Source organism: Bacteroides sp. AR29, assembly GCF_900217715.1.
Lineage (GTDB): Bacteria > Bacteroidota > Bacteroidia > Bacteroidales > Bacteroidaceae > Bacteroides > Bacteroides uniformis.
The window spans coordinates 213,290-237,134 of sequence record NZ_OBMS01000003.1 but is presented as its reverse complement, the minus strand read 5'-3'; the positions used below and the strand labels follow the sequence as shown (position 1 = coordinate 237,134).

Here is a 23,845-nt window from a genome sequence, read left to right as displayed (position 1 = left end):
CCCTATTAATCATGTTAGAAACAACTATATTAGACCAGGTGCGGAGCGTATTCCAGCATTTGGAAGCCCGCTACGTCTTTCACATCACCTATCATCCAGGTCACGAGCAGGCACAAGAGCTTATCGGATTCTTGAAGGATGTGGCAAGCTGTTCCGACAAGCTCTCCTGCCGGATGAGTGAGATAGAGAACCCCGTGTTGGAGTTCACATTGCTGAAAGACGATGTGGAAACCGGCATCAAGTTCCGCGGCATCCCCGGCGGACACGAGTTCACTTCCCTCCTACTTGCCGTGCTGAATGCCGATGGAAAGGGGAAAAATCTGCCGGACGAAGCAATTCGTCGCCGCATCCGGGCGTTGCAAGGCGACATCAGCCTGCAAACGTATGTATCGCTTACTTGCACCAACTGTCCGGATGTGGTGCAGGCACTGAACATCATCGCATTGCTGAATCCGCACGTCACCCACGAGATGGTGGACGGGGCGCTTAATCAAGAGGAAGTGGATGCGCTGAAGATACAAGCCGTGCCGTCAGTCTACGCTAATGGCAAGCTGCTTCACGTAGGTCGCGGTTCTTTAGGAGAGCTTTTGCAGAAGCTGGAAGAAGCCTTCGGCAGTGCTCCGCAAGAGGACGAAGCGCCGATAGAGAGAGATTTCGACGTGCTGGTATTGGGCGGCGGACCAGCCGGAGCTTCCGCAGCCATCTACTCTGCACGCAAGGGCCTACGGGTGGCGATTGTTGCCGAGCGCATAGGCGGACAGGTAAAAGAGACGGTAGGCATAGAAAACCTTATCTCCGTGCCGCAGACTACTGGTGCAGAACTTGCCGACGCACTCCGCACACATATAGAGCACTATCCGATAGAGATTTTCGAGGAGCGTAAGATAGAGAAAGTAAAGTTGCAGGGAACGGAAAAAAGTGTCTCCACCGTAGGCGGCGAGGTGTTCCATGCACCGGCGGTAATCATTGCCACAGGGGCAAGCTGGCGCAAACTGAATGTGGAGGGCGAAGCGGAATACATAGGACGCGGCGTGGCATTCTGTCCGCATTGCGACGGTCCGTTCTATCAAGGCAAGCATGTGGCGGTTATCGGTGGAGGTAACTCGGGGATTGAAGCTGCCATCGACCTGGCAGGCATCTGCCGGAAGGTAACGGTATTCGAATTTGCCGATACACTGAAAGCCGACCAAGTGCTGCAAGAGAAAGCCCGGAGCCTGCCGAATGTGGAAATCTTCACCTCGTCACAGACCGTAAAAGTCGATGGAAACGGGGAAAAAGTAACTTCTATCCGCATCAAGGACCGCCTTACCGGCGAGGAACGCGACTTCCCGTTAGACGGCATCTTCGTGCAAATCGGTTTGGCAGCCAACAGCGCTCCTTTCCGCAACAAGCTGGAAACGACTCCGACCGGGGAGATTAAGATTGACGCTTTCTGCCGTACCACACTTCCGGGGGTATATGCGGCAGGGGATGTATCGAATGTTCCCTACAAGCAGATAGTCATTGCCATGGGCGAAGGGGCAAAGGCAGCACTCTCGGCATTCGATGACCGTATCCGTGGAGTGATTTAGAAAATATCACCCATAAAAGTATAGGCAGGGGGCACACGTTAAGGATTGGCAAGCTTCAGTTCCTGAATCAGATTTCCTGCCTTCCCATACTTCTCAATCATAAACAGTATGTAGCGTACATCCACCCCGATGGTACGCTGCATCTTCGGCTCATAAAGGATGTCGCTGCTCATGGCTTCCCAGTTCCCATCGAAGGCAAGCCCCAGAAGTTCTCCTTTGGCATTGAACATGGCACTGCCGGAATTGCCTCCCGTAATGTCATTATTGGAGATAAAGCAGACATTCATTTCTCCCTTCTCATCGGCATATCTACCAAAATCACCGGAGGAAAGAAGGGATAGCAACTCAGGCTGCACTTCAAAATCCACATCGCCTGCATGGGCTCTGACTTTCTCCAGAATACCTTTCGCGGTGGTATAATAATCATATTCCGCTCCGTCGAAGGGGGCATAACCGCAGACAGTGCCAAAACTCAAACGCATGGTGGAGTTGGCGTCGGGATAGAAGTTACGGGATGCGTACATACGTCGCACGGCAGAGTTGAACAAACGTTCATTCCGCTCGATTTCACCGGAAGCCTGCTGTACCTGCATATTCATCTCGAATAGCTTCGTGATGAGGTCGATGCCCAAGTTGATGGCAGGGTCATTATATATCTGATAGGTGGTGTCCTGCTCCAGAAAACGCTTCAATCCACGGGGGGTGGTCAGCTCCGAGCGGGCATAAAGACTATCCACATAGGTACGCTCGTTACCTCCGTATTCTGTCGCAATCGTCTGGTAGAGCTCGGGCAGATAGGTGGAATCCACTTGGGAGCGGTATTCTTTCAACAGTGCTGTAAACACTTCCTTGTCAATGCCCAAGTCCAGATTGGCATATTTCTCAACGATAGCTTTCAGATTGGCAACCACCGTTTTCTCTTCCCCCTCAAAGTCGAAGTTGAGGATGGACAAAGCAAGCTGCACCAGTTCCGGACCGTTCAGGAAAGATTCGGCAAAGTAAGCTCTGGCACGATAAGCATCACGGCGGCTCTTGTAGTTCAGCTCCAGGTCGGAAAAAAGATGCAGCAGATGTTCCCGCTCCTCCGGTGTCTGCTGTATCCAGCGACGGAGTTCGGTCTCCATGGCACGCTTCTTGTCCAGCACATGCAGTTTCTTGATGGTGCGGTTCACTCCTATGCTGTTCTTCCAATAATTGGAACTTTCGTCGTATTTGGAAGCGTACTTGATGCGGATGCTGTCACGGCTATCCATTTCACGCTTCCAGATGGCCTGCTTCACACCACGGACATCTATCTGAGCCTGGTTGGTGGTGGTCATCATCTCTTCGATGCCAAAAGAGGAAAGATAGCGTTCCGTACTGCCCGGATAGCCCATCGTCATACAGAAGGAACCCTCACGATAGCCGTCCAGGGATATCGGAGCCACGTATTCGGGATGGTAGGGAACATTGTCGGGAGAGTAGTCGGCAGGACGGTTGTCTTTGCCGGCATAGATACGGAATACGGCGAAGTCGCCCGTATGGCGTGGCCATACCCAGTTGTCAGTGTCCCAGCCGAACTTGCCCACTGAAGAAGGGGGTGCAAATACCAGACGCACATCATTGTAGTCGCGATAAACGGAAAGCCAGAATTCATTGCCTCCATAGTAAGCATCCACAATGCCTATCAGCGTGGAGTCTTTACGAGAAACCTCTTCGCCAATGACCAGCATCACCGAATCTACTACACTTGTACGCTCAGATTCGTTCATATCCGGTTTTACTGCTCCAAGTACCCGACGGGTCACGTCTTGCTGGTGCAAGAGGAAGCGGACGTAAAGTTCCGGATTAGGCAGTTCTTCACTAAGATTACGTGCCACAAAGCCGTCTTTCAGATAGTCGTGCTCCACAGACGAGTGTTGCTGTATGCTGCTGAAGCCGCAGTGATGATTGGTAAACACCAGCCCGTCCCCGGACACCACCACTCCGGAACAAAAGCCTCCGAAGCTGACTACCGCATCCTTCAGAGACGGGCGTTTCGTATTGTATAGCTTGTTGACAGACATCTGCAAGCCCAACTCTTTCATGGTCTGGCGTGTCTGCTTGTTCAGATTTCCCAGCATCCACATCCCTTCATCCGCTTGTCCCGGCAGAGAAAAAAGGAAGCAGACAGCTATCAGTATAAATCTTATTTTCATTCCGTCAATTCTTGTATTATTCAGTAATCAGCCTCAATTGCTTGGCACCCGTACGCGCCTTGAGCCACTCCGCAATCTTTTCCTTCTCGTGCGCACCCGGATGCTTGCCGAATTTCAAGACGGCAAGGGTCACAGTATCCACCCGTACAGAATCTACCGCCAGTTCAATCGCATGAGATATTGATACGGTCTTTACCGACGGGTAGAGCACTTTCAGTTCCGGAATAATCTTCTTGCCCAATTCATCGAAGGTTTTGTATCTTTCCAAATTCTGCTCCAGTGTGGCAATCTTCTGTTTCTGTTCCACCAGACGCTGCTCGCTGTTCTTGTAGAAGTCTTCCATCACCATGGCACGGATGGAAGAAATATCCACTGCTTCATTGTTCATGCCTTGGAGGACTATCAGCTTGGTATTGTCCAGCTTATAGTCTTTCATCTTGCTGCGGGCAATGGCGATGGAAGCTTCGGGCACCTCCTGCCCAATCAGCACGACACGTATTTCGTGGCCCTTGCCCTCGTGATGGATTTTCTTGTCCAGCACCTGCGTATTCTCAAAGGAGAGCTGCTCGTTGACAAAACGGTTGGCAGCACTCTCAAAGAAGGTATCCTGGACGATACCTACCGTCAGATAGACAGCGGGACACATGGTCAGGATAGCAATCAGGACGATATATTTACGTACTTTCTTCTCCCGGTTCTTATCCACAAACTCCTTGCGCTGGAAGTGCATCACGCGCACGCCCAGGAAAGTGGCAAGACTGATAAACACGGAATTGATGAAATAAAGATAGAATGCACCGAGGAAATAAATCAAGTTACCCGTTGCCAGCCCGTAGCCTGCCGTACAGAGAGGCGGCATCAAAGCCGTAGCAATGGCAACACCCGGAATCACATTTCCTTTCTCTTTGGTAGAGAGCGCCGTCACACCTGCCAAGCCACCCATCAAGGCGATGAATACGTCATAAATGGTGGGTGACGTACGTGCCAGCAATTCCGACTGCCCCTCGGCAACGGGACTCACCAGAAAGAAAATGGTAGCAGTGGTCACACTGAACAAGGTAGTTATCAAGAAGCTCTTCAAAGACCGCTTCATCAATTCAAAATCATTCAACCCCACAGAAAGCCCCACGCCCATGATAGGCCCCATCAGCGGCGAGATGAGCATGGCACCGATAATCACGGCTGTGGAGTTTACATTCAATCCCAACGAGGCCATGAATATGGCGAATATCAGAATCCAAAGATTGGCTCCTTTGAATTCCACTCCCTTACGGATGGAATCTACAGTTTCCAGTTCATTGTCCTTGTCTTTACGCAAATCAAGATAGTCTTTCAGAAAAGTCTTGATAGCGAAGGTATTTCTGTTGTCGGTCGTCTTTTCTTCCATTATCAATTATCAGTTTTCAATTTTCTCTCAATGAAACGCCTCGTAAAACACTGCTGGTCATCTCGGCAGCAAAGTCCTTTGCCTTAATGCCAAGAGTTGGCAAGAAATCTGCCAAAGCACGTTTTTCCGGTGCCCCAAGTTTACGTTTAAGCATAGCAGTGTTCATGCGAAAAAGAGCTTGGTCGCCCTTACTACGTATGATTCCGAACCCCTTGTCATCCACACCACGCTCGTAAAGAACACCAAAGAGGCGTTTCTCTGTCTCTGCCAACTTATGGCGAGCCTGGACACGGTCGTAGTCAAGAAGTCGTTGCTCTATTACCTCTGCCACACGTGTTTGTACAGCAAAGTAATTTTGGGCAAAAGCAATCTCCGACTTACGAGGGTCACCATTTTGTGCCACGAGGTAGCAGGCATAGCGAGTGAGCATAAAGTCTTCAATGTCCTTTGATGCACCTTTAGGCATAAGTATCGTTTTACTGATGCCGGTAAAATGATTACTCGTCTCTACACCAGCGTTTTGGCAAGCCTCCTTAGCTTTTCCTAAAACATTCTCAAACGTTTGCCATTTGGCATAGCCCAGAATGGGATATAATTCGCGAGCACTCCAGCACTCCACGCCTTCGTATTCACACGCAATGGATTCGAATCTTGCGAGGAGATTCTGAATTGCTTCTGATTTAATCATACTTGATTCTGAATTTATTGTTTGCTCTTCTGCACAATCCTTGATTTCAAAACAATCTTTATGCGATTGATTTTTCTGTCCATTGTGTCACTTCAGTTTTAATAACAGTACAAAAGTAATGCTTTTCTTGACAAAACTGTTAAATACGCAATGTTTATCAATCTAACTTCTCTAACCTCACTTCACCAGCCTACCAATGAACGGAATCTGCCTCAACGGCAAGTCGCACTTCACGATATAGGCCACAAAGAGCAGCAACAAAACGGTACGGTACGCCATACGCAGGTAAATATTTTCTATCGGGACATATTCGGCAGCCAGATAGAGTACTGCCGCAAGCAGCACATAACTACCGATAGCCCTCAGGTCATACTGAATGGGATACTTCTTCTGCCCTACGAAATAGGACAGAAGCATGGCGATGCCATAGCCACAGAATCCTGCCCAGGCACAAGCCATATAACTGTATCGGGGAATCAGAAGTATGTTCATCACTACCAGCACCGTGCAACCTATCAAGGAGAAATAAGCTCCCCAACGCGTTTCGTCAATCAGCTTGTACCAGAAGGAAAGATTGAAATAGATACCCATAAAGATTTCGGCAGCCATCACGATAGGCACTACCCGCAATCCCGGCCAGTAATCAGGGCCGATGATATAGCGCAAAATATCCAGATAGAACATGACAGCCAGGAATGCCAGCAGTGTAAAGATGATGAAAAACTTCATGGCCTGCGCATATACCTGCTTATTGTCTTTGTCCCGGCTCTTTCCGAAGACAAAAGGCTCGTATGCATAGCGGAAAGCTTGTGTAAGCATCGCCATCACCATAGCAATTTTGCTGGCAGCTCCATAAATGCCCAACTGCACGGTAGCTTCCGCCTCATCCGGATAGACAAAAGGAAAAATAATCTTATCGGCCACCTGATTCAAGATACCCGCCAAGCCAAGTACCAGTAACGGCAGACTGTAAGCAAGCATCCGCTTCAACAGTTTTTTATCCAGCACATAAGCAAACCCGCGTAACTCCGGAATCATGCAAAGCATAATGGTAGAGGTGCATATCAGATTGAAAAGGAAGGCATAGCCCACGTCATCCCCTTTCATCCCTACATAATAGACCAGATTCAGTGCTATATTCAGGAAGATAAACAGCAGTTTGAGTGCCGCAAACTTAATGGGACGCTTCTTGTAGCGCAAATAAGCGAAAGGAATGCTTTGAATAGCATCCATCGCCACCACAATCATCATCATGCCCACGTACCAGGGATGCTCACTGTACTCCATCCATCCGGCAATAGGGTCGAGAAACAGCAGCCCCAATGCAAGGAAAGTAAGCGCCCCCATACTCACACTGAGTAATGTCGTGGAGTACACACGCATCGGGTCATCCTCCCCTTTATTGGCAAAGCGGAAGAAACCGGTTTCCATGCCGCACGTCAATAATACCAGCATGAGGGCCACCCACGCATATACATTCGTCACTACGCCATAGCCGCCGCTCTGTGCAGACATCGCCATGGTATATACGGGCACCAGTAGGTAATTGAGGAAACGCCCCACAATACTGCTCAGCCCATAAATGGCAGTTTCTTTTGCCAATGATTTTAATCCGGCCACTTCTTTTTAATGATTAATGGTTAGTGATTAATGATTAATGAATCACTCGTCGCCAAACAAGGTACGCTGGCTACTATAGAGACTCCGCCCCAAATGCTTGTAGGCAAGCTCCGTCACCTCACGCCCACGGGGGGTACGTTTCAGGAAACCCTCTTTTATCAAGAACGGTTCATAGACTTCCTCTATCGTGCCGGCATCTTCGCCCAAAGCGGTGGCAATGGTGGTCAGTCCCACCGGGCCGCCTTTGAACTTGTCAATGATGGTGCAGAGTATCTTATTATCTATCTCATCCAGACCGTATTTGTCGATATTCAGGGCTTCGAGGGCAAACTGTGCGATTTCCGTATCGATACTCCCCGAACCTTTCACTTGGGCAAAATCGCGTACACGCCGCAGCAATGCATTGGCAATACGCGGTGTGCCACGGCTGCGGCTCGCAATCTCGGCGGCAGCCCTTACGGAGCAAGGCACATCGAGGATGCCGGACGAACGACGGATAATGCCGCTCAACACATCATCATCGTAATATTCCAGATGCAGGTTGATACCGAAACGGGCACGCAACGGAGCTGTCAACAGACCGCTACGCGTGGTAGCTCCCACCAACGTGAAAGGATTCAAATCAATCTGTATGCTTCGGGCAGAAGGGCCTTTGTCTATCATGATGTCTATGCGGTAGTCCTCCATGGCTGAGTACAGATATTCCTCCACTACGGGGCTCAACCGGTGTATTTCGTCGATGAAAAGTACATCATTGGGCTCCAGGCTGGTAAGCACTCCCGCCAAATCCCCCGGCTTGTCGAGTACCGGACCGGAAGTTATCTTGAAACCTACGCCCAGTTCGTTGGCTATGATATTGCTGAGTGTTGTTTTTCCCAATCCGGGAGGGCCGTGAAGCAACACATGGTCCAGCGCCTCGCCACGCAGGCGGGCAGCTTTCACAAATATGCGCAGATTGTCCACCACCTTGTCCTGCCCGCTGAAATCCTCAAAATTCAACGGACGGAGAGCGTTCTCGAAATCACGTTCTCGGCTGGTGACGGGCTGCTGGTTGCGTATATCAAAATCTTCTTGTTCCATACTATCTATCATGTTCCAAACACTGCTTTATTTCCTATTGATTTTTCCACATTACCGTAACAATCCCAACTGTCTGTAGGCTTCTCTGACCTCATCCACAAATTGCCTATATGAAGGAAGCAGATGCAACTTTTCCAATTCCAACCTCGCACCAATGGAAGCATATAGTTCACTAATATCCAAATCCTTCCTATGCCTACGTGTCGTAGTCCGATTAGATTTACCTATGGCTTGTATAATGGTAGCCTTAGGATCAAGATAAAGTTCCGGCATACGATTTATACCCAATTCTTCATCCGACATCCTTGTACCCATTTCCTCTTTTAATAGTTCTTTGTCAGCAAGCATCCATGCTTCTACCATCCTCACTGGAACAATAGGAATCAGACTCTTGCAAATCTCCCCTTTCTTATCAGACAAGAACTCTTTGGCCGGATTTATCTTTTCAGCATAGGCTCTTTTAGTATCCTTACTATCAGCATCTGTATGGACACAAAGTATATCCATACCCATCTCTTCCATTCCTCGACGTGAAGCTTTCTCTACATATTCATTAAAACTAAGTCGCACTTTTTCCACAGTCAAGCATTTCACGTATGGTTCTAAATCATTCTCGCATTCAAAAGCCACATCAATAAAAGTCCTTTCCACCACACTCTGCAAGAAACGTACATCCGTAGGGCCTTCCGTGATTAATCCAATAAATAATTGTCTAGCCATATTACCACTCCTTTAGGGTATTTTCTAAGTACTCCTTAATCATTTGCAAAGAAAGCTTTCGTTCTTGCTCAGAGAAATTGATAGTCAATTGCCCTTCTTTAGGAACTTGTATAATTTTCGAAACATCGAGTTTCACCTTATTGCCCGATGGCAAAGAAAGCACTCTTGATTTCATCTCCGCAAAATGGATGGAAACATTCAAATCATCTTCCCATTTCTGAATTTCACCGACAAAAACGGTAGAATGCGTATTCACAATCACTTGTCTTAAAGGTAGATCATGGTCTTCAAAGTTAGTGGTCAAATCCTTCAATAATTTCGCCATTGATTTTATCCTAAATGGGTGAATGCCATTCTCCGGTTCTTCAAAACAAAGCAAACCGGAGTATTTCATATCGTGTTGCAGGATGCAAAGCGTAAGCAATCGCAACGTACCCTCGGACAACACGCGGGAAGAGTATTTCTTTCCGTCCACATTCTTCAGATAAATGATATACTGCTTGTTTTCTGTATCATCTTCTACAAAGACCTGGGTATAGTTGGGAATAAAACTATTTAATTCACGAGATATCTCTACCAATGAATATTTATCTTCCTGCTGAATCCTAAATAATGCTGCAGCCAGGTTTTTCCCAGAAACACCAATGACATCTTCTCCCGTCCTCTTACTTGTGGGTTGACGTAAATCCTCCGGGTTCAACTGTAAGAAACGCCAACTGATCATTTCCTGCTTCACGGCCAGAATATGGCGGAAATCAACAGAATCAATGCTGCTCAATACCGTACGCGTAGCATTTCTCAGGGGAAAACTTCGCTTGTTACCTCCACCACCATCTTGAGGAACAAATACCGTAGGCAATTCATTTTGCTCTTGTGTATAGATATAAGGTTGACCACGTTTCCCTGTAATTACTTTAGGTCTCCAAAATTCTATTTGTTCTTTAGGCAAAAGTTTTATCCATTTGTCTTCTTGATGTTTCAATGTAGCCAAATGTTCATAAACAACTTCTAAATCATCAATACCACTGGAGTTTACAAAGCGATGTATTTTTAGTTCATAACGCAACCTCGTATATTTCAATCTTGCAGTAGCTCCCCAAGCATCAGTCACTTCACGATTTACCAGCACTTCCACACAAAACTCCATTTCATCGGCATAAGCATGTTCATCATACTGAGTGAATAGTTCAAACAAATCACCTCTTTGCCCTTCTCTGAATGCTGTATGTATTTTGTCCACTTCAGCCAAGCGTGACAACAGATTCAATGCATCAAACAAGTTACTCTTCCCAGCAGCATTTGTTCCTGCAACAATGGTCAAAGGGGTAAACTCCATTTCAAAATTATGAAATGACTTAAAACCATTTATTTTAAGATAAGTAATCATAGGGATATTCCTTTTGTTTCCTGCAAAATAACGAATTTATTTTGAGATAGCACTCATCCCCTTTCTTTTTTCACATAAGTAAAAGGCGTATGACATACCTGGTACGCTCCATACAACGGAATATTATGCTGCCCGGAGGCAAATTACAGAAAAAACGATAGAAGTAGCAAGATATATACTTGAAATATATTTGCAGGCTCACACTTTCTTCCTACATTTGTGCAGAATAACCAGCCATTTACTGACAGCAAGCCGAATCTCCCCCCTGCTGAAAGCACAATGCATAGAACACGCTACTTATGAAAGAAGAAATATCCTTTACCCAAGTCCCCTTCGACTACCCCTTATGCCTCAACGGGCAATGCCCCAAGGCTGCCACCTGCCTCCGCCAGCTCGCCATGCAGAGCATGCCTACCGAAAAGGATTACTGGAAAATCATCAGCCCCAAACGCCTTGCCACCGTCAAAGGGGAATGCCCCTTCTACCGCTCCAGTCAGAAGGCGCGTTACGCCAAAGGCTTCATGAACATGCTGAACAGCCTACCCTACAACAAGCGGGGAATCGCCATCGCCAACCTGATAGCCGGCTTCGGCCAACGCACCTACTACCGCGCCCGCAAAGGCGAACGCCTGCTGCTCCCCGAAGAGCAACAATCCGTACTGAACGTCTTCAGACATCTGGATGCCGGCATGGCTACAGAATTTGATAGTTACGCAGAAGGCTACCTTTGGTAACACACTGACCATCAGAGACTAATTTTGCCAACTCTTTGCCTCACCTTTGGCAAAACTTTGCCATGCCTATGGCAAAAGTTTGCCAACGCGGTGGCAAAGTCTTGCCAATAAGGTGGCAAAAACTTGTCAACTTGTTGGCAAGAAGAGCAAAATACAGTTTAACGATTTTCATTCCCCATCAGCGCTTCATAAACTCCTTGCGCTCCTCCTCTGGAAACTTCTCTATGGCATAGCGCAACATCGTTCGCGGCATCGTCCTGCAATGCTTCTCCAAGAATTGCACCAGCAAGTCCTTGTCCCGCTTACCCATCTCCCGGAGCATCCATCCTACCGCCTTTTGCATCAAGTCATGCTTATGATGGAGCAGCCGTTCCGAAAGGGCTAATATATCGATGAAATCACCATTTTTGATAAGTGTATAGGTAGATACCACGGCAATGCGCTGGTTCCAAAGCAGCGGACTATCCGCCAGCCGGTAGAGGTCTTTGCGAGGTTTGTCTTTCAGATATTCGCCCACAATGCCGGGGGCAGACAAATCGACCAAATCCCAATTATTGATACGGGCTGTCTGCGAAAGGTAAAAGTCATAAATCTCCTTTTTCCCCTTTTCATCGCTCTTTTTGAACCGCTCCACCAACATCAGCAAGGCACAAAGGCGACACTCGTGCCATTCACTCTGAAGCAAGGCTGCCATTACCCCGAAAGGTTCGTGCTTGTGCTGCTTTGCCACCTGCCGGGTGTTGGGTACCACCACTCCCAGAAACTTATCCCCCTCGCCATACTGCCCCTTTCCGGTCTTGAAGAAACGGGGAAGATACTCCCTTTTCACCGGGTCGATATACGCCTCCAATTCCTGCTGAATCTGTACCGAGATGCACGCCACTTCTTCTGCCGAAAGCACACGTTCGCACAAGACGGTTTCCACTGCTTCATTCTTCTTTTTCATCCTTCTCTCATTTGATTTACACGGATTTGAATTCATCCACCAATGGACAAAAATACAACATTTATATAGAAACTATGGAAAGTTATCTTTAATTTTGCAACCGGTATGTCCAATCCTTAAAACCGTACGACATGTATAAAGCTGTTTTGGGAGCAATCTGCTGCCTTTCTTTCGCACTATCCTTACATGCACAATCTCCACAAGAAAAGGGGTTGCAAAGCATCAGCCGCACTTCAGCCAAGGCTATTGTCGGCTTTCTGGCCGATGATGAGCTGCAAGGACGCGAAGCAGGCATGCACGGTTCACGACTGGCTGCCCGCTATCTGGCATCCTGCCTGAAAGAAGCCGGCATTGCCCCGCTGGAAAAGGACAATTATTACCAGCCCTTCGAGGCTTACAACAAGGAACGCCAACAACGGGGACGGTGGCAAGTGCATCCCGACTCCATCGCCATCCTTAAACAAGGCGTCCACCGCATCCTGCAGATGAGTAATGTATTGGGAACCATCCCGGGAGAACGACCGGATGAATATGTCATCGTAGGTGCCCACTTCGACCATCTGGGTGTGGACGAGACGCTGGCAAACGACCGGATATACAACGGTGCAGACGACAATGCCTCCGGTGTCTCTGCCGTCCTGCAGATAGCCCGTGCATTTCTTGCCACCGGACAGAAGCCTCTGCGCACGGTCATCTTTGCCTTTTGGGATGGGGAAGAAAAGGGATTGCTCGGCTCAAAATACTTTGTACAAAGCTGTCCTTTCATCAGCCAGGTGAAAGGTTATCTCAATTTCGACATGATAGGCCGTAACAATAAGCCCGAGCAGCCTCAACACGTTGTCTACTTCTACACCGCCGCCCACCCCGTATTCGGCGACTGGCTGAAGCAGGACATTGCACGCTACAGCTTGCGCCTGCAACCGGACTACCGCGCCTGGGACCGCCCCACGGGAGGAAGTGACAATGCTTCTTTTGCCCTGTGCAACATCCCCATCATCTGGTACCACACAGACGGACATCCCGATTATCACCAGCCTTCGGACCACACCGACCGGCTGAACTGGGAAAAAATGATAGAAATAACCAAAGCAGCTTTCCTCAACGCCTGGAATCTTGCCAACGAAAACAAATATTAATCCACTAGAAACAAAGTAACGATACATGGTTTTAAATTACATCTGGGTAGCTTTCTTCGTCATCGCATTCATCGTAGCCCTCTGCAAACTCATTTTTATGGGTGATGTGGAGATATTCACAGAACTCGTCAACTCCACCTTCTCCTCTTCCAAAACAGCTTTTGAAATATCCCTGGGACTGACAGGAATACTCGCCCTCTGGCTCGGCGTGATGAAAATAGGCGAAAACAGCGGCATGATCAATGCCCTCTCCCGTTGGCTGAGTCCGGTATTCTGCCGTCTCTTTCCCGAAATACCGAAAGGACATCCTGCCATGGGCTCCATTTTCATGAATCTCTCTGCCAACATGCTGGGGCTGGACAATGCCGCTACTCCGATGGGACTGAAAGCCATGAAGGAACTTCAGGAACTAAACCCGAAAAAGGATACTGCCACCAATCCGATGGTAATGTTCCTTGTCCTCAACACCTCGGGACTGATACTTATCCCCGTCAGCATCATGATGTATCGCTCGCAGATGGGTGCCGCCCAACCCACGGACATCTTTATCCCCACACTGATAACGACTGCCATCTCGACCATTGTCGGTGTCATTGCCGTCAGCATTGCACAACGCATCAACCTGCTGAACAAGCCCATACTTATCCTGATTGGCTGCATCAGTCTTTTCTTTGCCGCACTCATTTATCTGTTCACACAGATTAGCCGTGATGAAATGGGTGTATATTCCACTTTAATTGCCAACATACTGCTGTTCTCCATCATCCTGCTGTTCATCCTCTGGGGGCTATGGAAGAAAATCAATGTATACGATGCCTTTATAGAAGGAGCCAAAGAAGGCTTTACCACTGCCATACGCATTATCCCTTATCTGGTTGCTTTTCTCGTTGGAATCGCCGTTTTCCGCACTTCCGGCGCCATGGATATACTGGTGAACGGTATCGGTTATGTAGTAGGACTATTCGGTGTAGATACCAGCTTTGTAGGTGCCCTACCCACTGCCCTGATGAAGTCACTGAGCGGCAGCGGTGCCAACGGACTGATGATTGACACCATGAAACAGTATGGCGCCGATTCATTTGTAGGACGCATGAGTTGCGTGGCACGTGGCGCTTCGGACACCACATTCTATATTCTTGCTGTGTATTTCGGCAGCGTAGGTATCACCAAAACGAGGAATGCCGTGACGTGTGGGCTGATTGCCGATTTTTCCGGCATCATTGCAGCGATCATTATCAGTTATATGTTCTTCTTCTAAAGAAACTGTCTTAATCACAGGAATGTAATTTCAATCGTAAATCGCAAAATTGTAAATAAAATGATTAGTTATCAGACAGACGGCGTGGAAATGCCTTCCATCAAGAAGCGTGAAACAACGGAATGGATAAAATCCGTAGCCGCCACTTACGGAAAAAGAGTCGGTGAAATAGCCTATATCTTCTGCTCGGACGAGAAGATACTCGAAGTGAACCGCCAATATCTGCAACATGATTATTATACAGATATCATTACCTTCGACTATTGCGAAGGAAACCGTCTCAGCGGTGACCTCTTCATCAGCCTTGATACCGTACGCACCAATGCGGAACAGTTCGCCGATAACAACTACGAACGTGAACTGTACCGTGTCATCATCCACGGCATCCTCCACCTTTGCGGCATCAATGACAAAGGGCCGGGAGAACGGGAGATTATGGAGGAGGCGGAGAATAAGGCGCTGGCGATGCGGTAATTCCAAAGAATAAAAACTCTGTCTTGATAAAGTGCTGATTTTACCAAGACAGAGCATTTAAGAAAAACAAGTTACTTTGTCAACACAACGACAACTAACGGGTGATATTTGTCTGCTCCTAATTCGATGCGGGCATCCACACCATCTATAGTTACTCTAATAAGTTCAACACTGCCATAACCATCATTATACTTCCAATGGGAAATAATAGAATGTTCCTCTCCGTCACCAAAGATATAGGGACAAACAAACGTACGCCTCAATACTTCAGGCTTCTTGTCATATTTATATCCATCCCATAGTGCATCAAAGATTGCCAAAGTAAAAAGTCCGTCCCTGCTTTCCACATAGATACAGTCCGGTCCGGTAAAGTCATCTTTAGAATCGGGTTCTACCAATTTATAGGAGTAATCTTTCTCTCTCAAAGCAGGCTTACCATTTCTTCCAAGACCGGTTTGCATTCCCTCAATCAAATCATTGCCATTTTCATCGACAAATGCTAAATTGTATCCATAATGAATAGGAGGATAAGAGTCTTCCTCACTTTTGCAACCCATGAAAATCAAAGGGAATAAAGTAGCCAATAAAAAAACACTAAAGTGTCTCATTGTATATTATATTTTAGATTCACAAAAAAGGCCATACAATAAGAGGGTATCAAAACGGTTGATAGCACACAGATGACACATCCCCTATATTTATTTCTTCACCGAGAAGCGATAAATGCAATGACTGTCATACTTCTCTCCCGGCTTCAGCAATGCAGAAGGCCATTCCGGCTTGTTGGGCGTATCGGGATACTTTTGAGTCTCCAGACAGACAGAAGCACGATGACCGTACACAATACCTTTCTTTCCGGTCAGTGTGCCATCCAGGAAGTTACCGGCATAAATCTGAATGCCCGGTTCGTTGGTATAGACATCAAGCACAATACCCGTTGAGGGAGATTCGAGGGTGGCACACGGGCGGGTGACATCGCCCTTCGTATTGAGTACCCAGTTGTGGTCATAGCCCTTGCCGTTCTTCAACTGCTCAAAGTCATTGTCGATACGGGCGCCAACAGCAGTAGGAGTGCGGAAATCCATATCCGTACCTTCTACGGAAACAATCTCACCGGTAGTCATGAAGGTACTGTCCACGGGGGTATAAGCATCTGCATCGATAGTGAGCAGATAATCCGAATTGGACTTGGAGGGGTCACCGTCCAGGTTAAAGTAAGAATGGTTCGTCATATTGACAACAGTGGTACGGTCTGTTTCGGCACTGTAACGAATGTCGATGGCATCGTCATCTGTCAGCGAGAAAGTGACCTTGCAGATCAGGTTACCCGGGAAGCCCTCCTCTCCGTCTTTCGACAGATAAGTCAGTTCCAAAACCTGATTACTCAACTGGCGGGCATCGAACACTTGATATTGGTATCCCTTGGGACCTCCATGCAGGCAATGACCGTAATTGTTGCGCGGCAGCTGATACTCTACCCCATCCACTGTAATCTTACCCTGATTGATACGGTTGGCATAACGTCCGATGGTAGCGCCGAAATCCGAAGGGAACTTGATGTAGTCCTGAATGGAATCGAAGCCCAGCACCACATCACGCATAACGCCATCCTTGTCTGGCACCATCACTGATACAATACGTCCGCCGAAATTCGTAATACAAACTTCCATACCATTCTTATTCTTCAAAACAAACAAGTCTGTCTGCTTGCCATCCACTTCCGTACGGAAGTTCGCAGGTTCCAGTCCAGAAGCAGTCTTTTCGCTCGCCTGCTTGCCCGTGCAAGCCGATGCCAATAGCATCACGCTTGCCAACAAAGTCATCATCTTATTCATAAATACAAATATTGGTTACTGTTTAGACTATCATTTTTTCAACAAGAACTGCTCCGCACGTCCCGGAGTGAACAACTCCCACAAAGAAGCAACCGTCCAGCCCGGAGCGAAGATATTGTTGTAATATCCCTTTCCGTTACGTCCGTAATCCCAATTGGTATGCTGCACCACTTCCGGGTAATAGCCTACTTTGGCAATGCCGCACATGTGTCCTTCATATGGCAGTAACTGGCGCATGGAAGTGGAAATCACCTCGGCAAAGTCAGAGAAGCGCGGCTCGTTGTACTCCTTGGAGAGCCAATGCAGCACATCGGCAAATTCGAAGATAAATACATCGATATGGTTATTCTCTACCGACACATTTCCCCAACCACGGGTTTTCAAGCCGATATCTCCCAGCATCTGACCTTCGGCAAAAGGAACATCCCAAGTATAATACCACGACAAAGCAAAATAAGCGGCTTTCTTTGCCAGACCGGCATAGTGTGCACGCTCTTCTCCTTTGGTAACCAAAGCCAGGTAATAAGCAGCCGTAGCAGCATACAAGGAGGCTTCCTTGTCCTCGCAGTTGGCATCCAGCGTAGAAGAGAAATAATCGGCTTTGGATATCAGTTCCTTCTCCAGATAGTCTACCGTACGCTTGGCGCTTGCCAGATAACGTTTGTCCTTGAAATACTTGGACGCCATCACCAAAGGCAATGTTGCCGAAGGCGTGCTACCACCGCTGGCATCCACGATAGAGAAATCATCCTTGAACTTGCGCGGGAAGCTGCCGTCCTCGTTCTGCAACTTGAGGAAGCTGTCCAGCATGCCCCTGATGCGTTTCTCCCATTCGGGGTGTTTACGCTTCTGCTGTTTCTCATAGTTCAAATAGTTCAAGATGGCATACACTCCCTCGGACTGACGGCGGATGCTATGTCTGGTTTCCTTGAAGCCGCGGTTGTAGTGTACCACTTCGTTGAAGAAACCGGCAGGCGAAAAACCATTCTGGAGATAAGTGTCAAAGATATGGTTGGCATTATCCACCAGGTCTTGGCGATTCTGCTGTTTGCCATACTCCAAAGCATTGAAAGCGTTCAGCAACGTACGTCCCACAAAGCCCACTTCGGCAACATCGGTATTGGCACAAGTAGCAGTCTCCAACTCTACACCGGAGTAATAATGAGTGGGGGTATTGCTGACATAGCTTTCCACAAAGAAGTTGCTCATCACCTCCTTCATGCGGTCTACCGTGTAAGGTGTGTCAACCGGTTTCGGGCGGTTAGTGTCATAACAATACTCCCAGGTGCGCTGTACGCATTCCGAGAAATCGGCAGCATTCCTTTCGGACACCTCCCAAGTCATGGAGATGCTGTCGCCCTTACGCAGCAACTGGAAAGCCTCAACGGCAGGAGCCAACGTCAATTTGCGGATATATGTCTTCGGTGCTTCCTTATAGGGGAAACCGTATGCCAAGACAGTCATACCATCCACATTGCAGAAACCGGTATATCCGATGGAAGTCTCACCGGACAAGATTACCTCTCCCTCCTTATGAGTGGTCAAAGCTTCCTTGTCGAACTTGTCAATACGGATAACCGACATGGACGTACCACTTGCCGGATTGAAAGCTGCCGTCAGCGGAGTGCTCAAACGGTCCTCACGCACCAGCCAACTGTCCGATGTGTGGAAAGAAGGAGCTTCCTTCGGCGAACGCAGGTTGCGGCGATACCAGAAGCCCGGCATGTAGAACTGGCAGTCTGAATGCTTGTAACCGGTCTTTATCTGTTCCCCGTAGTTGAAATACACATTTTCCAGCGCCTTGAGTGTGACGGTAATGCGCTGTTTGCCATCCTTGTCCACCACCTGGCGGATGATGTCCAACGGTAACTTTTCCGAAGCCCGGCAGCTGTACATACCATCCTGCATCTTCTGCAAGGCCAGCGGATATTGCTTGGCATCATTCCCCGGCACTTTCAAGGAAATAGAAGCAGAGATGTCTTCCGGAGCAGCATTTGTCGCTCCGGCACCCGTAATGCCCACCAAAAGCATTACCCCCAAAAACAATCTTTTTAGTCTCATAGTTACATCTGTTTTATTGTTGTTAGAAAAATATCATTCAGACATGAATACATACTTGCCGGAGCCCAATTCGACTACCAGCTTACCGTCAGCCTCCTCCACGGAATGAATCCCCGCCTGACCGGCATCTACCTGTACATGGAAGTCAAGCGGCAGCTTGACCGTAGCGGTTGTATTGGCAGGAATCTCAACGTTCCACTCCAGCTTATTGCCATCACGTTTCCAGGAACTTCCTATTCTGCCATAAGGCGATACATGCGAAGCATTCACATAATTCAGTTTTTCCGGGAATACCGGTTCCATCAGAATCTGCTTGAACCCGACGGAAGCGGGAGTATTCTTTATGCCGGCAAGATCCTCATAGAACCATATCAGCAGATCTCCCAAAAGCATCACATGGTTTCTTGAATTCATCGCCGGATTTGCCGTGTCACCATTCCATAATTCCCAAATGGTGGTTGCACCCTTCTTAATCATGTAGCCCCATGAGGGATAAGTGTCATTGGTCACTATCTTATAGGCAAGTTCCAGTCCACCGTACTCGGTAAGTCCGCGCATCAGATGCTGGATGCCAAGCACACCGGCACTGACATGTCCCTTACAGTCTTTTTCCGTCTTCTCCACGACATTGGCAAATACTTTATCTTCATATCCGTCGGGAACCAGGCCCAGTCTAAGGGAAAGCAGGTTTGCCGTCACCGTATTGTTGTCATACTGTGCAGTCTCAGTATTGAAGAATTTCTTGTTATAAGCGTCCTTGACCTTAATGGCAAGTGCTGCATACTCTTCAGCATCTGCCGGAAGTCCGTTCATTTGCGCGAACTTCTCCATCAGTTGCAGAATGCTGTAAAACACCGTTGTACTCAGCACTTCGCCGTTCGTCTTCCGGGCAGGGTCCTCCGAATGAATCAGCTCCGGCGACTCGGGAGGCATGCACCAATCCCCGTATTCATCCTTCACCAGAATATAGTCCTTCATTTTGGTCTCCGTCATGTGGTTTACCCAGCGCTTCATGGACGGATAGCGCCCTTTGATGGAGCTATCATCGCCAAACTGGCGGTAAAGCATGTCGGCTACGTAAAAATAGGCAGCCGGCCAAGTCACGTCATCATGGAAGATGGTCCAGTAACGGGGAGATACCACAGAGATACTTCCATTTTCATTCATGGACTCTTCTATATCCACCAGCCACTTCTTATACATCAAGGCATTGCCGAAAATGAAACTTTCACCATAGGCACCAGTAGTGCGGTCGCCCAGCCATCCAAGACGTTCATCACGCTGGGGGCAGTCGGTAGGCATACCGCGATAGTTTCCACGGATTCCCCAATAGGCATTCTTGTGAAGTCTGTTAATCAACTCCTCAGAAGTCTCGAACGTACCGTTCGTTGCCATTTCATCATACACCACCTTACCGGTGAAATCATCCGCTGCCGGTTCATAGTCCAAACCGGATATTTCCATAAAACGGAAACCATGGTAAACAAACAACGGTTCCCAAACAAACTCACCGTCAGCGGCAGGAGTATAAATATCCGTGACAAGGGCACTGCGCAGGTTGTCAAGATACAGTTCCGTACCATTGTCCTTCAGCACTTCGGCAAAACGCATAGTAATGGGCTTGTCCTTCTTGCCACGCAGTTTCACCTGCTGTATTCCTACCATATTCTGCCCCATATCCACGATATATCTTCCATCACCTACCGATTTAACGGATATTGGCTTTATCTCCTCCATCACCTTCAGACTCGGAGAGAGCTGTGCCACAAGTTTTCCTTTGGGAGCCTCCATCCGTTCGGCCAACTGCCATCCGGAATCATCATAGCCGCTTTCCGTCCATTTACCCAATTCCAAGCGGGCATCGTAATGTTCACCGTCAAATTCGTTGTTCGCAGTTATAGGACCGTGGTTCGTCGCTTTCCAGGAATCATCGCTGACTACCGACACCGTCTCACCATTGTCGCACTCTATATTCAACTGCGCCATGAGACGGGGCAAACCAAAACCTACCATCCCATTGGCGCGCATGGAAAAATAGCGGCCGTTGCCCAGAGCCACGCCTATCGCATTGGTACCGGACTTCAACAAGGGGGTGACATCATAGGTCAGATAAGATACAGAAGCATCGTACCAGGTAGGCAAAGGACCGAATACATCATTTCCAATCCTCTCGCCATTCATATAGCATACGGAAGAGCCTACTCCCGAAACATAAAGGACTGCACGCTTCGGCTGTGACGGCAAATCAAACTCCTTCCGCAGATAACGTGCCGGAAGGATGGTCCGCTCACCGTCCAGTTTCAAGTTTGTACTGTCGTTCAGTCCAATCCAGCCGGCTTTCCAGTCCGAACTGTCCAGCAAAGCCATTGACCAATATTGGATACTACTTTGCGCCTTGTCACCGGTATTTGTCCATACAGTGACACGCCACCAATATTTCTGTCCCGACTCCAAAGACGCCCCTGCGTACTTCACTAGCACCGATTGGCCAGACTCCACACGACCGCTGTTCCATACCAGCCCGGAGCCGGCCTGCAAGCCCTTTTCCGAGTCCGCCACTTCAATCTGATAAGCAGTCTGCATCACATCCTGCTTGTCGGTTACCAGTTGCCATGAGAAACGGGGAGCCGATACAGCTACTCCTTCGGGATTCTTCCGCATTTCAACAGTGGTTTCCTCCACTTTCAAGGAACTGCCACCCGATACTTGACAGCCCATCATCAATAGGGCCAACAAGGAGACTAAAATAGATTTCTTCATACTTGTCAGAATTTCGGTTTCTCCGCTTCCGTGGATGCAACGGAGCCTTCTACCGTCGGCCATCCGTCTTCCCAGCTAATCTTATCCAACATCAATACACGGCCTTCAGGCTTCTTTGTGCTCACCGCATGATAGAAGAACCAGTCATTGCCGGCATTGTCCGTCACAATCTCCGAATTATGACCGGTACCCACAAAGGAATTGCTTTTCTGAATCAGCACTTCGTGCTTGTTATCCATCATGCTACCGCCATTCTTGTCGACATAGGGGCCGAAAAGATTATCTGAACGGCCTACAACAGTAGTGTAAGTACTCTTCAATCCCTCACAACAACTTCCTATGGAAGCGAAGAAGTAGTAATGCCCGTCCTTCTTGTGAATATAGGTACCTTCGTAAGCGGTTCCTGCCACTTGCTGCGGTGTGGCGCCGTCCTTCAGAGAGAGTCCGTCATCAGACAGTTCAATCGCATAGATTCCTCGAAAACTGCCCCAGAAAAGATATTTCTTCCCTCCATCCTCTATATAGAAAGGGTCGATGGAGTTCTGTACATTGATTTCATTGCTGCGGAACATCTTTCCGTGGTCCGTAAAAGGTCCCTCAGGCTTATCGGCAGTAGCACAACCGATGCCGCAAGTTAACTCGCCTCCCCAAACAGACATAGAATAATAGAGCACGTATTTATCACCTATCTTGTTGATGTCCGGCGCCCACAAACCGCCGTTCGGCTCAAAATCAGGCCGCGTACGGTCGGTAAAGGCAGTACCTACATACTCCCAATCCACCAGGTTCCTGGAACGGTGAATCGGCAGATTGCGTATGTCCTCGGTGGCATACAGATAGTAGTATCCGTCATCTCCCTCAATGACAGAAGGGTCTGGCAAACTATAATCTATCACCGGATTGCGATAAACATTCTTCGGCTGTTGTTCTTCCGGTTTATCCTCTTTCGTAGCCGATGACGAGGAACAGGCTATCAGACTGCATAACACTGATAATACAAGAAACTTCTTCATACAATGTATTCTTTTCATTCTTTCATTTTACTTTTCGGGTGATGTACTGCCCAATACCTGCGGACGGACAAGAGTGCCGCCGATGGAAACCGTTCCCTGGTCGGAAATGGCAAAATCCTTGATGTACGAAGTGCGCGGCTGTACCTTCACAGAATCCCAGTGTGCATGGAAAATATACTTCCAACTGCCGTCCTTGCAGCGGAAGGGCGCTCCGTGTCCGGTGCCCGTCAAGCCGTCGGCACGTTGCAGAATAGGGTTTCCCTCGTATTTCTTCCACGGTCCCATCGGGCTGTCCGAAGTGGCGTAGCCCACACCGTAGTTCTTGCTTTCAAAGTGATTGGCCGAATAAACCAGGTAATATACATCCTCTTTCTTCAAGACGGAAGGACCTTCGGCAACCCTGGCGGGCTTGTCCTGCGAAAGCTCCCAAGGCTCTCCCACCTTAATGCACTCCGTCAGCGTTTCCTGCTTAATGCCGGTCAAATCATCGTTCATCTCTGCCACCCAAATAACGTTGCCATCTGTAAAACGCACGAAATAAAGGTAAGGCGTACCGTCATCATCAATGAATAGAGAGGTATCGATACTCTTCTCATCCCATATCGGCTGCTTCACTTCCTGACGGAACGGGCCTTGGGGAACATCTGCCGTTGCCACGCAGATATGCTCCTCGGTGGAGTAGAACAGATAAAACTTCTTTTTCGATTCGATGTAGTAGACCTCCGGCGCCCAGAATCCCCACGTACCGTAGGAATCTGCGGCCGACAACGCCTGGCCTTCACGCGTCCAGTTTTTCAAGTCATCGGAAGAGAAGCAGGCAAAGCCTTCTCCTTCTACCGTACCTCCAGTGCCGTAAGCATAATACTTACCTTCGTAAAGCATTACGTAAGGGTCGGCAATCGGCAGATAGTCTGATTCTACAACCGTCTTCTCCTTGCATCCTGCAAAGCAAAGACAAAGCAACAGTAGCAATATATAATTCTTTTTCATATCCATCT

At 48.2% G+C, this 23,845-nt stretch carries 18 protein-coding genes and 1 pseudogene; 5 read left to right on the top strand and 14 right to left on the bottom strand.

The features are described 5' to 3' along the window. Positions 1-11 precede the first annotated feature (11 nt). Positions 12-1,571: an alkyl hydroperoxide reductase subunit F gene (gene ahpF, locus CSD97_RS02430; protein WP_005833897.1), complete on the top strand. Its 1,560-nt coding sequence runs from the start codon at positions 12-14 to the stop codon at positions 1,569-1,571. Between the two features lie 38 nt (positions 1,572-1,609). On the opposite strand, the gene CSD97_RS02425 is transcribed toward ahpF, so the two are convergent. The 7 genes and pseudogenes from CSD97_RS02425 to CSD97_RS02395 all read right to left on the bottom strand — a co-directional run bounded on the left by CSD97_RS02425 (position 1,610) and on the right by CSD97_RS02395 (position 10,630). Next, positions 1,610-3,748 (bottom strand): S46 family peptidase, encoded by a 2,139-nt coding sequence (locus CSD97_RS02425; RefSeq protein ID WP_005833898.1) that lies wholly within the window; start codon positions 3,746-3,748, stop codon positions 1,610-1,612. Positions 3,749-3,764: 16 nt separating this feature from the next. Then, the gene (locus tag CSD97_RS02420; RefSeq protein ID WP_005826112.1) at positions 3,765-5,135 is read right to left on the bottom strand and encodes a TIGR00341 family protein; all 1,371 of its coding nucleotides are present in this window, start codon (positions 5,133-5,135) and stop codon (positions 3,765-3,767) included. Between the two features lie 52 nt (positions 5,136-5,187). Then, positions 5,188-5,820 (bottom strand): annotated as a pseudogene (gene dinD / locus CSD97_RS02415) (DNA damage-inducible protein D); the annotation flags it as partial. 180 nt (positions 5,821-6,000) lie between these two features. After that, positions 6,001-7,443 carry a lipopolysaccharide biosynthesis protein gene (locus CSD97_RS02410; protein ID WP_009037445.1) on the bottom strand — a complete coding sequence of 481 codons (1,443 nt, stop codon included), beginning with the start codon at positions 7,441-7,443 and terminating at the stop codon, positions 6,001-6,003. 42 nt (positions 7,444-7,485) lie between these two features. Continuing rightward, entirely contained in the window at positions 7,486-8,523 is a 1,038-nt protein-coding gene (ruvB, locus tag CSD97_RS02405; RefSeq protein ID WP_034525480.1) for a Holliday junction branch migration DNA helicase RuvB, read from the bottom strand. Positions 8,524-8,574: 51 nt separating this feature from the next. After that, complete coding sequence (locus tag CSD97_RS02400; RefSeq protein WP_016272130.1) at positions 8,575-9,243, bottom strand: DUF4276 family protein; 669 nt, start codon at positions 9,241-9,243, stop codon at positions 8,575-8,577. Between the two features lies 1 nt (position 9,244). Further along, complete coding sequence (locus CSD97_RS02395) at positions 9,245-10,630, bottom strand: ATP-binding protein (protein ID WP_016272131.1); 1,386 nt, start codon at positions 10,628-10,630, stop codon at positions 9,245-9,247. A 299-nt stretch (positions 10,631-10,929) separates the two neighbouring features. Between CSD97_RS02395 and CSD97_RS02390 the strand changes: the two genes are divergently transcribed. Next, positions 10,930-11,364, top strand: coding sequence for a DUF6078 family protein (locus tag CSD97_RS02390; RefSeq protein ID WP_005833904.1), 435 nt, complete (start codon positions 10,930-10,932; stop codon positions 11,362-11,364). 178 nt (positions 11,365-11,542) lie between these two features. Here CSD97_RS02390 and CSD97_RS02380 read toward each other — a convergent pair whose 3' ends face one another. Further along, the gene (locus CSD97_RS02380; protein ID WP_098031915.1) at positions 11,543-12,310 is read right to left on the bottom strand and encodes a DNA alkylation repair protein; all 768 of its coding nucleotides are present in this window, start codon (positions 12,308-12,310) and stop codon (positions 11,543-11,545) included. 131 nt (positions 12,311-12,441) lie between these two features. On the opposite strand from CSD97_RS02380, the gene CSD97_RS02375 reads away from it, so the two are divergent. From CSD97_RS02375 to ybeY, 3 genes are read left to right on the top strand one after another with little or no spacing between them, the layout of a single operon-like run. Further along, the gene (locus CSD97_RS02375; RefSeq protein WP_005826125.1) at positions 12,442-13,446 is read left to right on the top strand and encodes a M20/M25/M40 family metallo-hydrolase; all 1,005 of its coding nucleotides are present in this window, start codon (positions 12,442-12,444) and stop codon (positions 13,444-13,446) included. 25 nt (positions 13,447-13,471) lie between these two features. Continuing rightward, positions 13,472-14,704, top strand: a complete 1,233-nt coding sequence (locus tag CSD97_RS02370) for a nucleoside recognition domain-containing protein (RefSeq protein ID WP_098031914.1) — start codon at positions 13,472-13,474, stop codon at positions 14,702-14,704. Positions 14,705-14,764: 60 nt separating this feature from the next. Further along, complete coding sequence (ybeY, locus tag CSD97_RS02365) at positions 14,765-15,178, top strand: rRNA maturation RNase YbeY (RefSeq protein ID WP_005826129.1); 414 nt, start codon at positions 14,765-14,767, stop codon at positions 15,176-15,178. 71 nt (positions 15,179-15,249) lie between these two features. Here ybeY and CSD97_RS02360 read toward each other — a convergent pair whose 3' ends face one another. The 6 genes from CSD97_RS02360 to CSD97_RS02335 form a co-directional block, all read right to left on the bottom strand. Continuing rightward, entirely contained in the window at positions 15,250-15,786 is a 537-nt protein-coding gene (locus CSD97_RS02360; RefSeq protein ID WP_057281859.1) for a hypothetical protein, read from the bottom strand. Between the two features lie 90 nt (positions 15,787-15,876). Next, positions 15,877-17,013 (bottom strand): aldose epimerase family protein, encoded by a 1,137-nt coding sequence (locus CSD97_RS02355; protein ID WP_098031913.1) that lies wholly within the window; start codon positions 17,011-17,013, stop codon positions 15,877-15,879. Positions 17,014-17,043: 30 nt separating this feature from the next. Beyond that, positions 17,044-19,074 carry a hypothetical protein gene (locus CSD97_RS02350; protein ID WP_098031912.1) on the bottom strand — a complete coding sequence of 677 codons (2,031 nt, stop codon included), beginning with the start codon at positions 19,072-19,074 and terminating at the stop codon, positions 17,044-17,046. 33 nt (positions 19,075-19,107) lie between these two features. Next, positions 19,108-21,834, bottom strand: a complete 2,727-nt coding sequence (locus CSD97_RS02345; protein ID WP_098031911.1) for a family 78 glycoside hydrolase catalytic domain — start codon at positions 21,832-21,834, stop codon at positions 19,108-19,110. Between the two features lie 5 nt (positions 21,835-21,839). Continuing rightward, the gene (locus tag CSD97_RS02340; protein ID WP_035447558.1) at positions 21,840-22,847 is read right to left on the bottom strand and encodes a family 43 glycosylhydrolase; all 1,008 of its coding nucleotides are present in this window, start codon (positions 22,845-22,847) and stop codon (positions 21,840-21,842) included. A 27-nt stretch (positions 22,848-22,874) separates the two neighbouring features. Then, positions 22,875-23,843 carry a glycoside hydrolase family 43 protein gene (locus CSD97_RS02335; RefSeq protein WP_098031910.1) on the bottom strand — a complete coding sequence of 323 codons (969 nt, stop codon included), beginning with the start codon at positions 23,841-23,843 and terminating at the stop codon, positions 22,875-22,877. Positions 23,844-23,845: the final 2 nt, after the last annotated feature.

Bases quoted from the DNA above. Each gene is read 5' to 3' on its own strand.
- ahpF (WP_005833897.1), top strand. From the start codon at position 12: ATGTTAGAAACAACTATATTAGACCAGGTGCGGAGCGTATTCCAGCAT.
- CSD97_RS02335 (WP_098031910.1), bottom strand. From the start codon at position 23,843: ATGGATATGAAAAAGAATTATATATTGCTACTGTTGCTTTGTCTTTGC.
- CSD97_RS02390 (WP_005833904.1), top strand. From the start codon at position 10,930: ATGAAAGAAGAAATATCCTTTACCCAAGTCCCCTTCGACTACCCCTTA.
- ybeY (WP_005826129.1), top strand. From the start codon at position 14,765: ATGATTAGTTATCAGACAGACGGCGTGGAAATGCCTTCCATCAAGAAG.
- CSD97_RS02345 (WP_098031911.1), bottom strand. From the start codon at position 21,834: ATGAAGAAATCTATTTTAGTCTCCTTGTTGGCCCTATTGATGATGGGC.
- CSD97_RS02340 (WP_035447558.1), bottom strand. From the start codon at position 22,847: ATGAAGAAGTTTCTTGTATTATCAGTGTTATGCAGTCTGATAGCCTGT.
- CSD97_RS02420 (WP_005826112.1), bottom strand. From the start codon at position 5,135: ATGGAAGAAAAGACGACCGACAACAGAAATACCTTCGCTATCAAGACT.
- CSD97_RS02355 (WP_098031913.1), bottom strand. From the start codon at position 17,013: ATGAATAAGATGATGACTTTGTTGGCAAGCGTGATGCTATTGGCATCG.
- CSD97_RS02400 (WP_016272130.1), bottom strand. From the start codon at position 9,243: ATGGCTAGACAATTATTTATTGGATTAATCACGGAAGGCCCTACGGAT.
- CSD97_RS02350 (WP_098031912.1), bottom strand. From the start codon at position 19,074: ATGAGACTAAAAAGATTGTTTTTGGGGGTAATGCTTTTGGTGGGCATT.
- ruvB (WP_034525480.1), bottom strand. From the start codon at position 8,523: ATGGAACAAGAAGATTTTGATATACGCAACCAGCAGCCCGTCACCAGC.
- CSD97_RS02360 (WP_057281859.1), bottom strand. From the start codon at position 15,786: ATGAGACACTTTAGTGTTTTTTTATTGGCTACTTTATTCCCTTTGATT.
- CSD97_RS02375 (WP_005826125.1), top strand. From the start codon at position 12,442: ATGTATAAAGCTGTTTTGGGAGCAATCTGCTGCCTTTCTTTCGCACTA.
- CSD97_RS02425 (WP_005833898.1), bottom strand. From the start codon at position 3,748: ATGAAAATAAGATTTATACTGATAGCTGTCTGCTTCCTTTTTTCTCTG.
- CSD97_RS02380 (WP_098031915.1), bottom strand. From the start codon at position 12,310: ATGAAAAAGAAGAATGAAGCAGTGGAAACCGTCTTGTGCGAACGTGTG.
- CSD97_RS02370 (WP_098031914.1), top strand. From the start codon at position 13,472: ATGGTTTTAAATTACATCTGGGTAGCTTTCTTCGTCATCGCATTCATC.
- CSD97_RS02395 (WP_016272131.1), bottom strand. From the start codon at position 10,630: ATGATTACTTATCTTAAAATAAATGGTTTTAAGTCATTTCATAATTTT.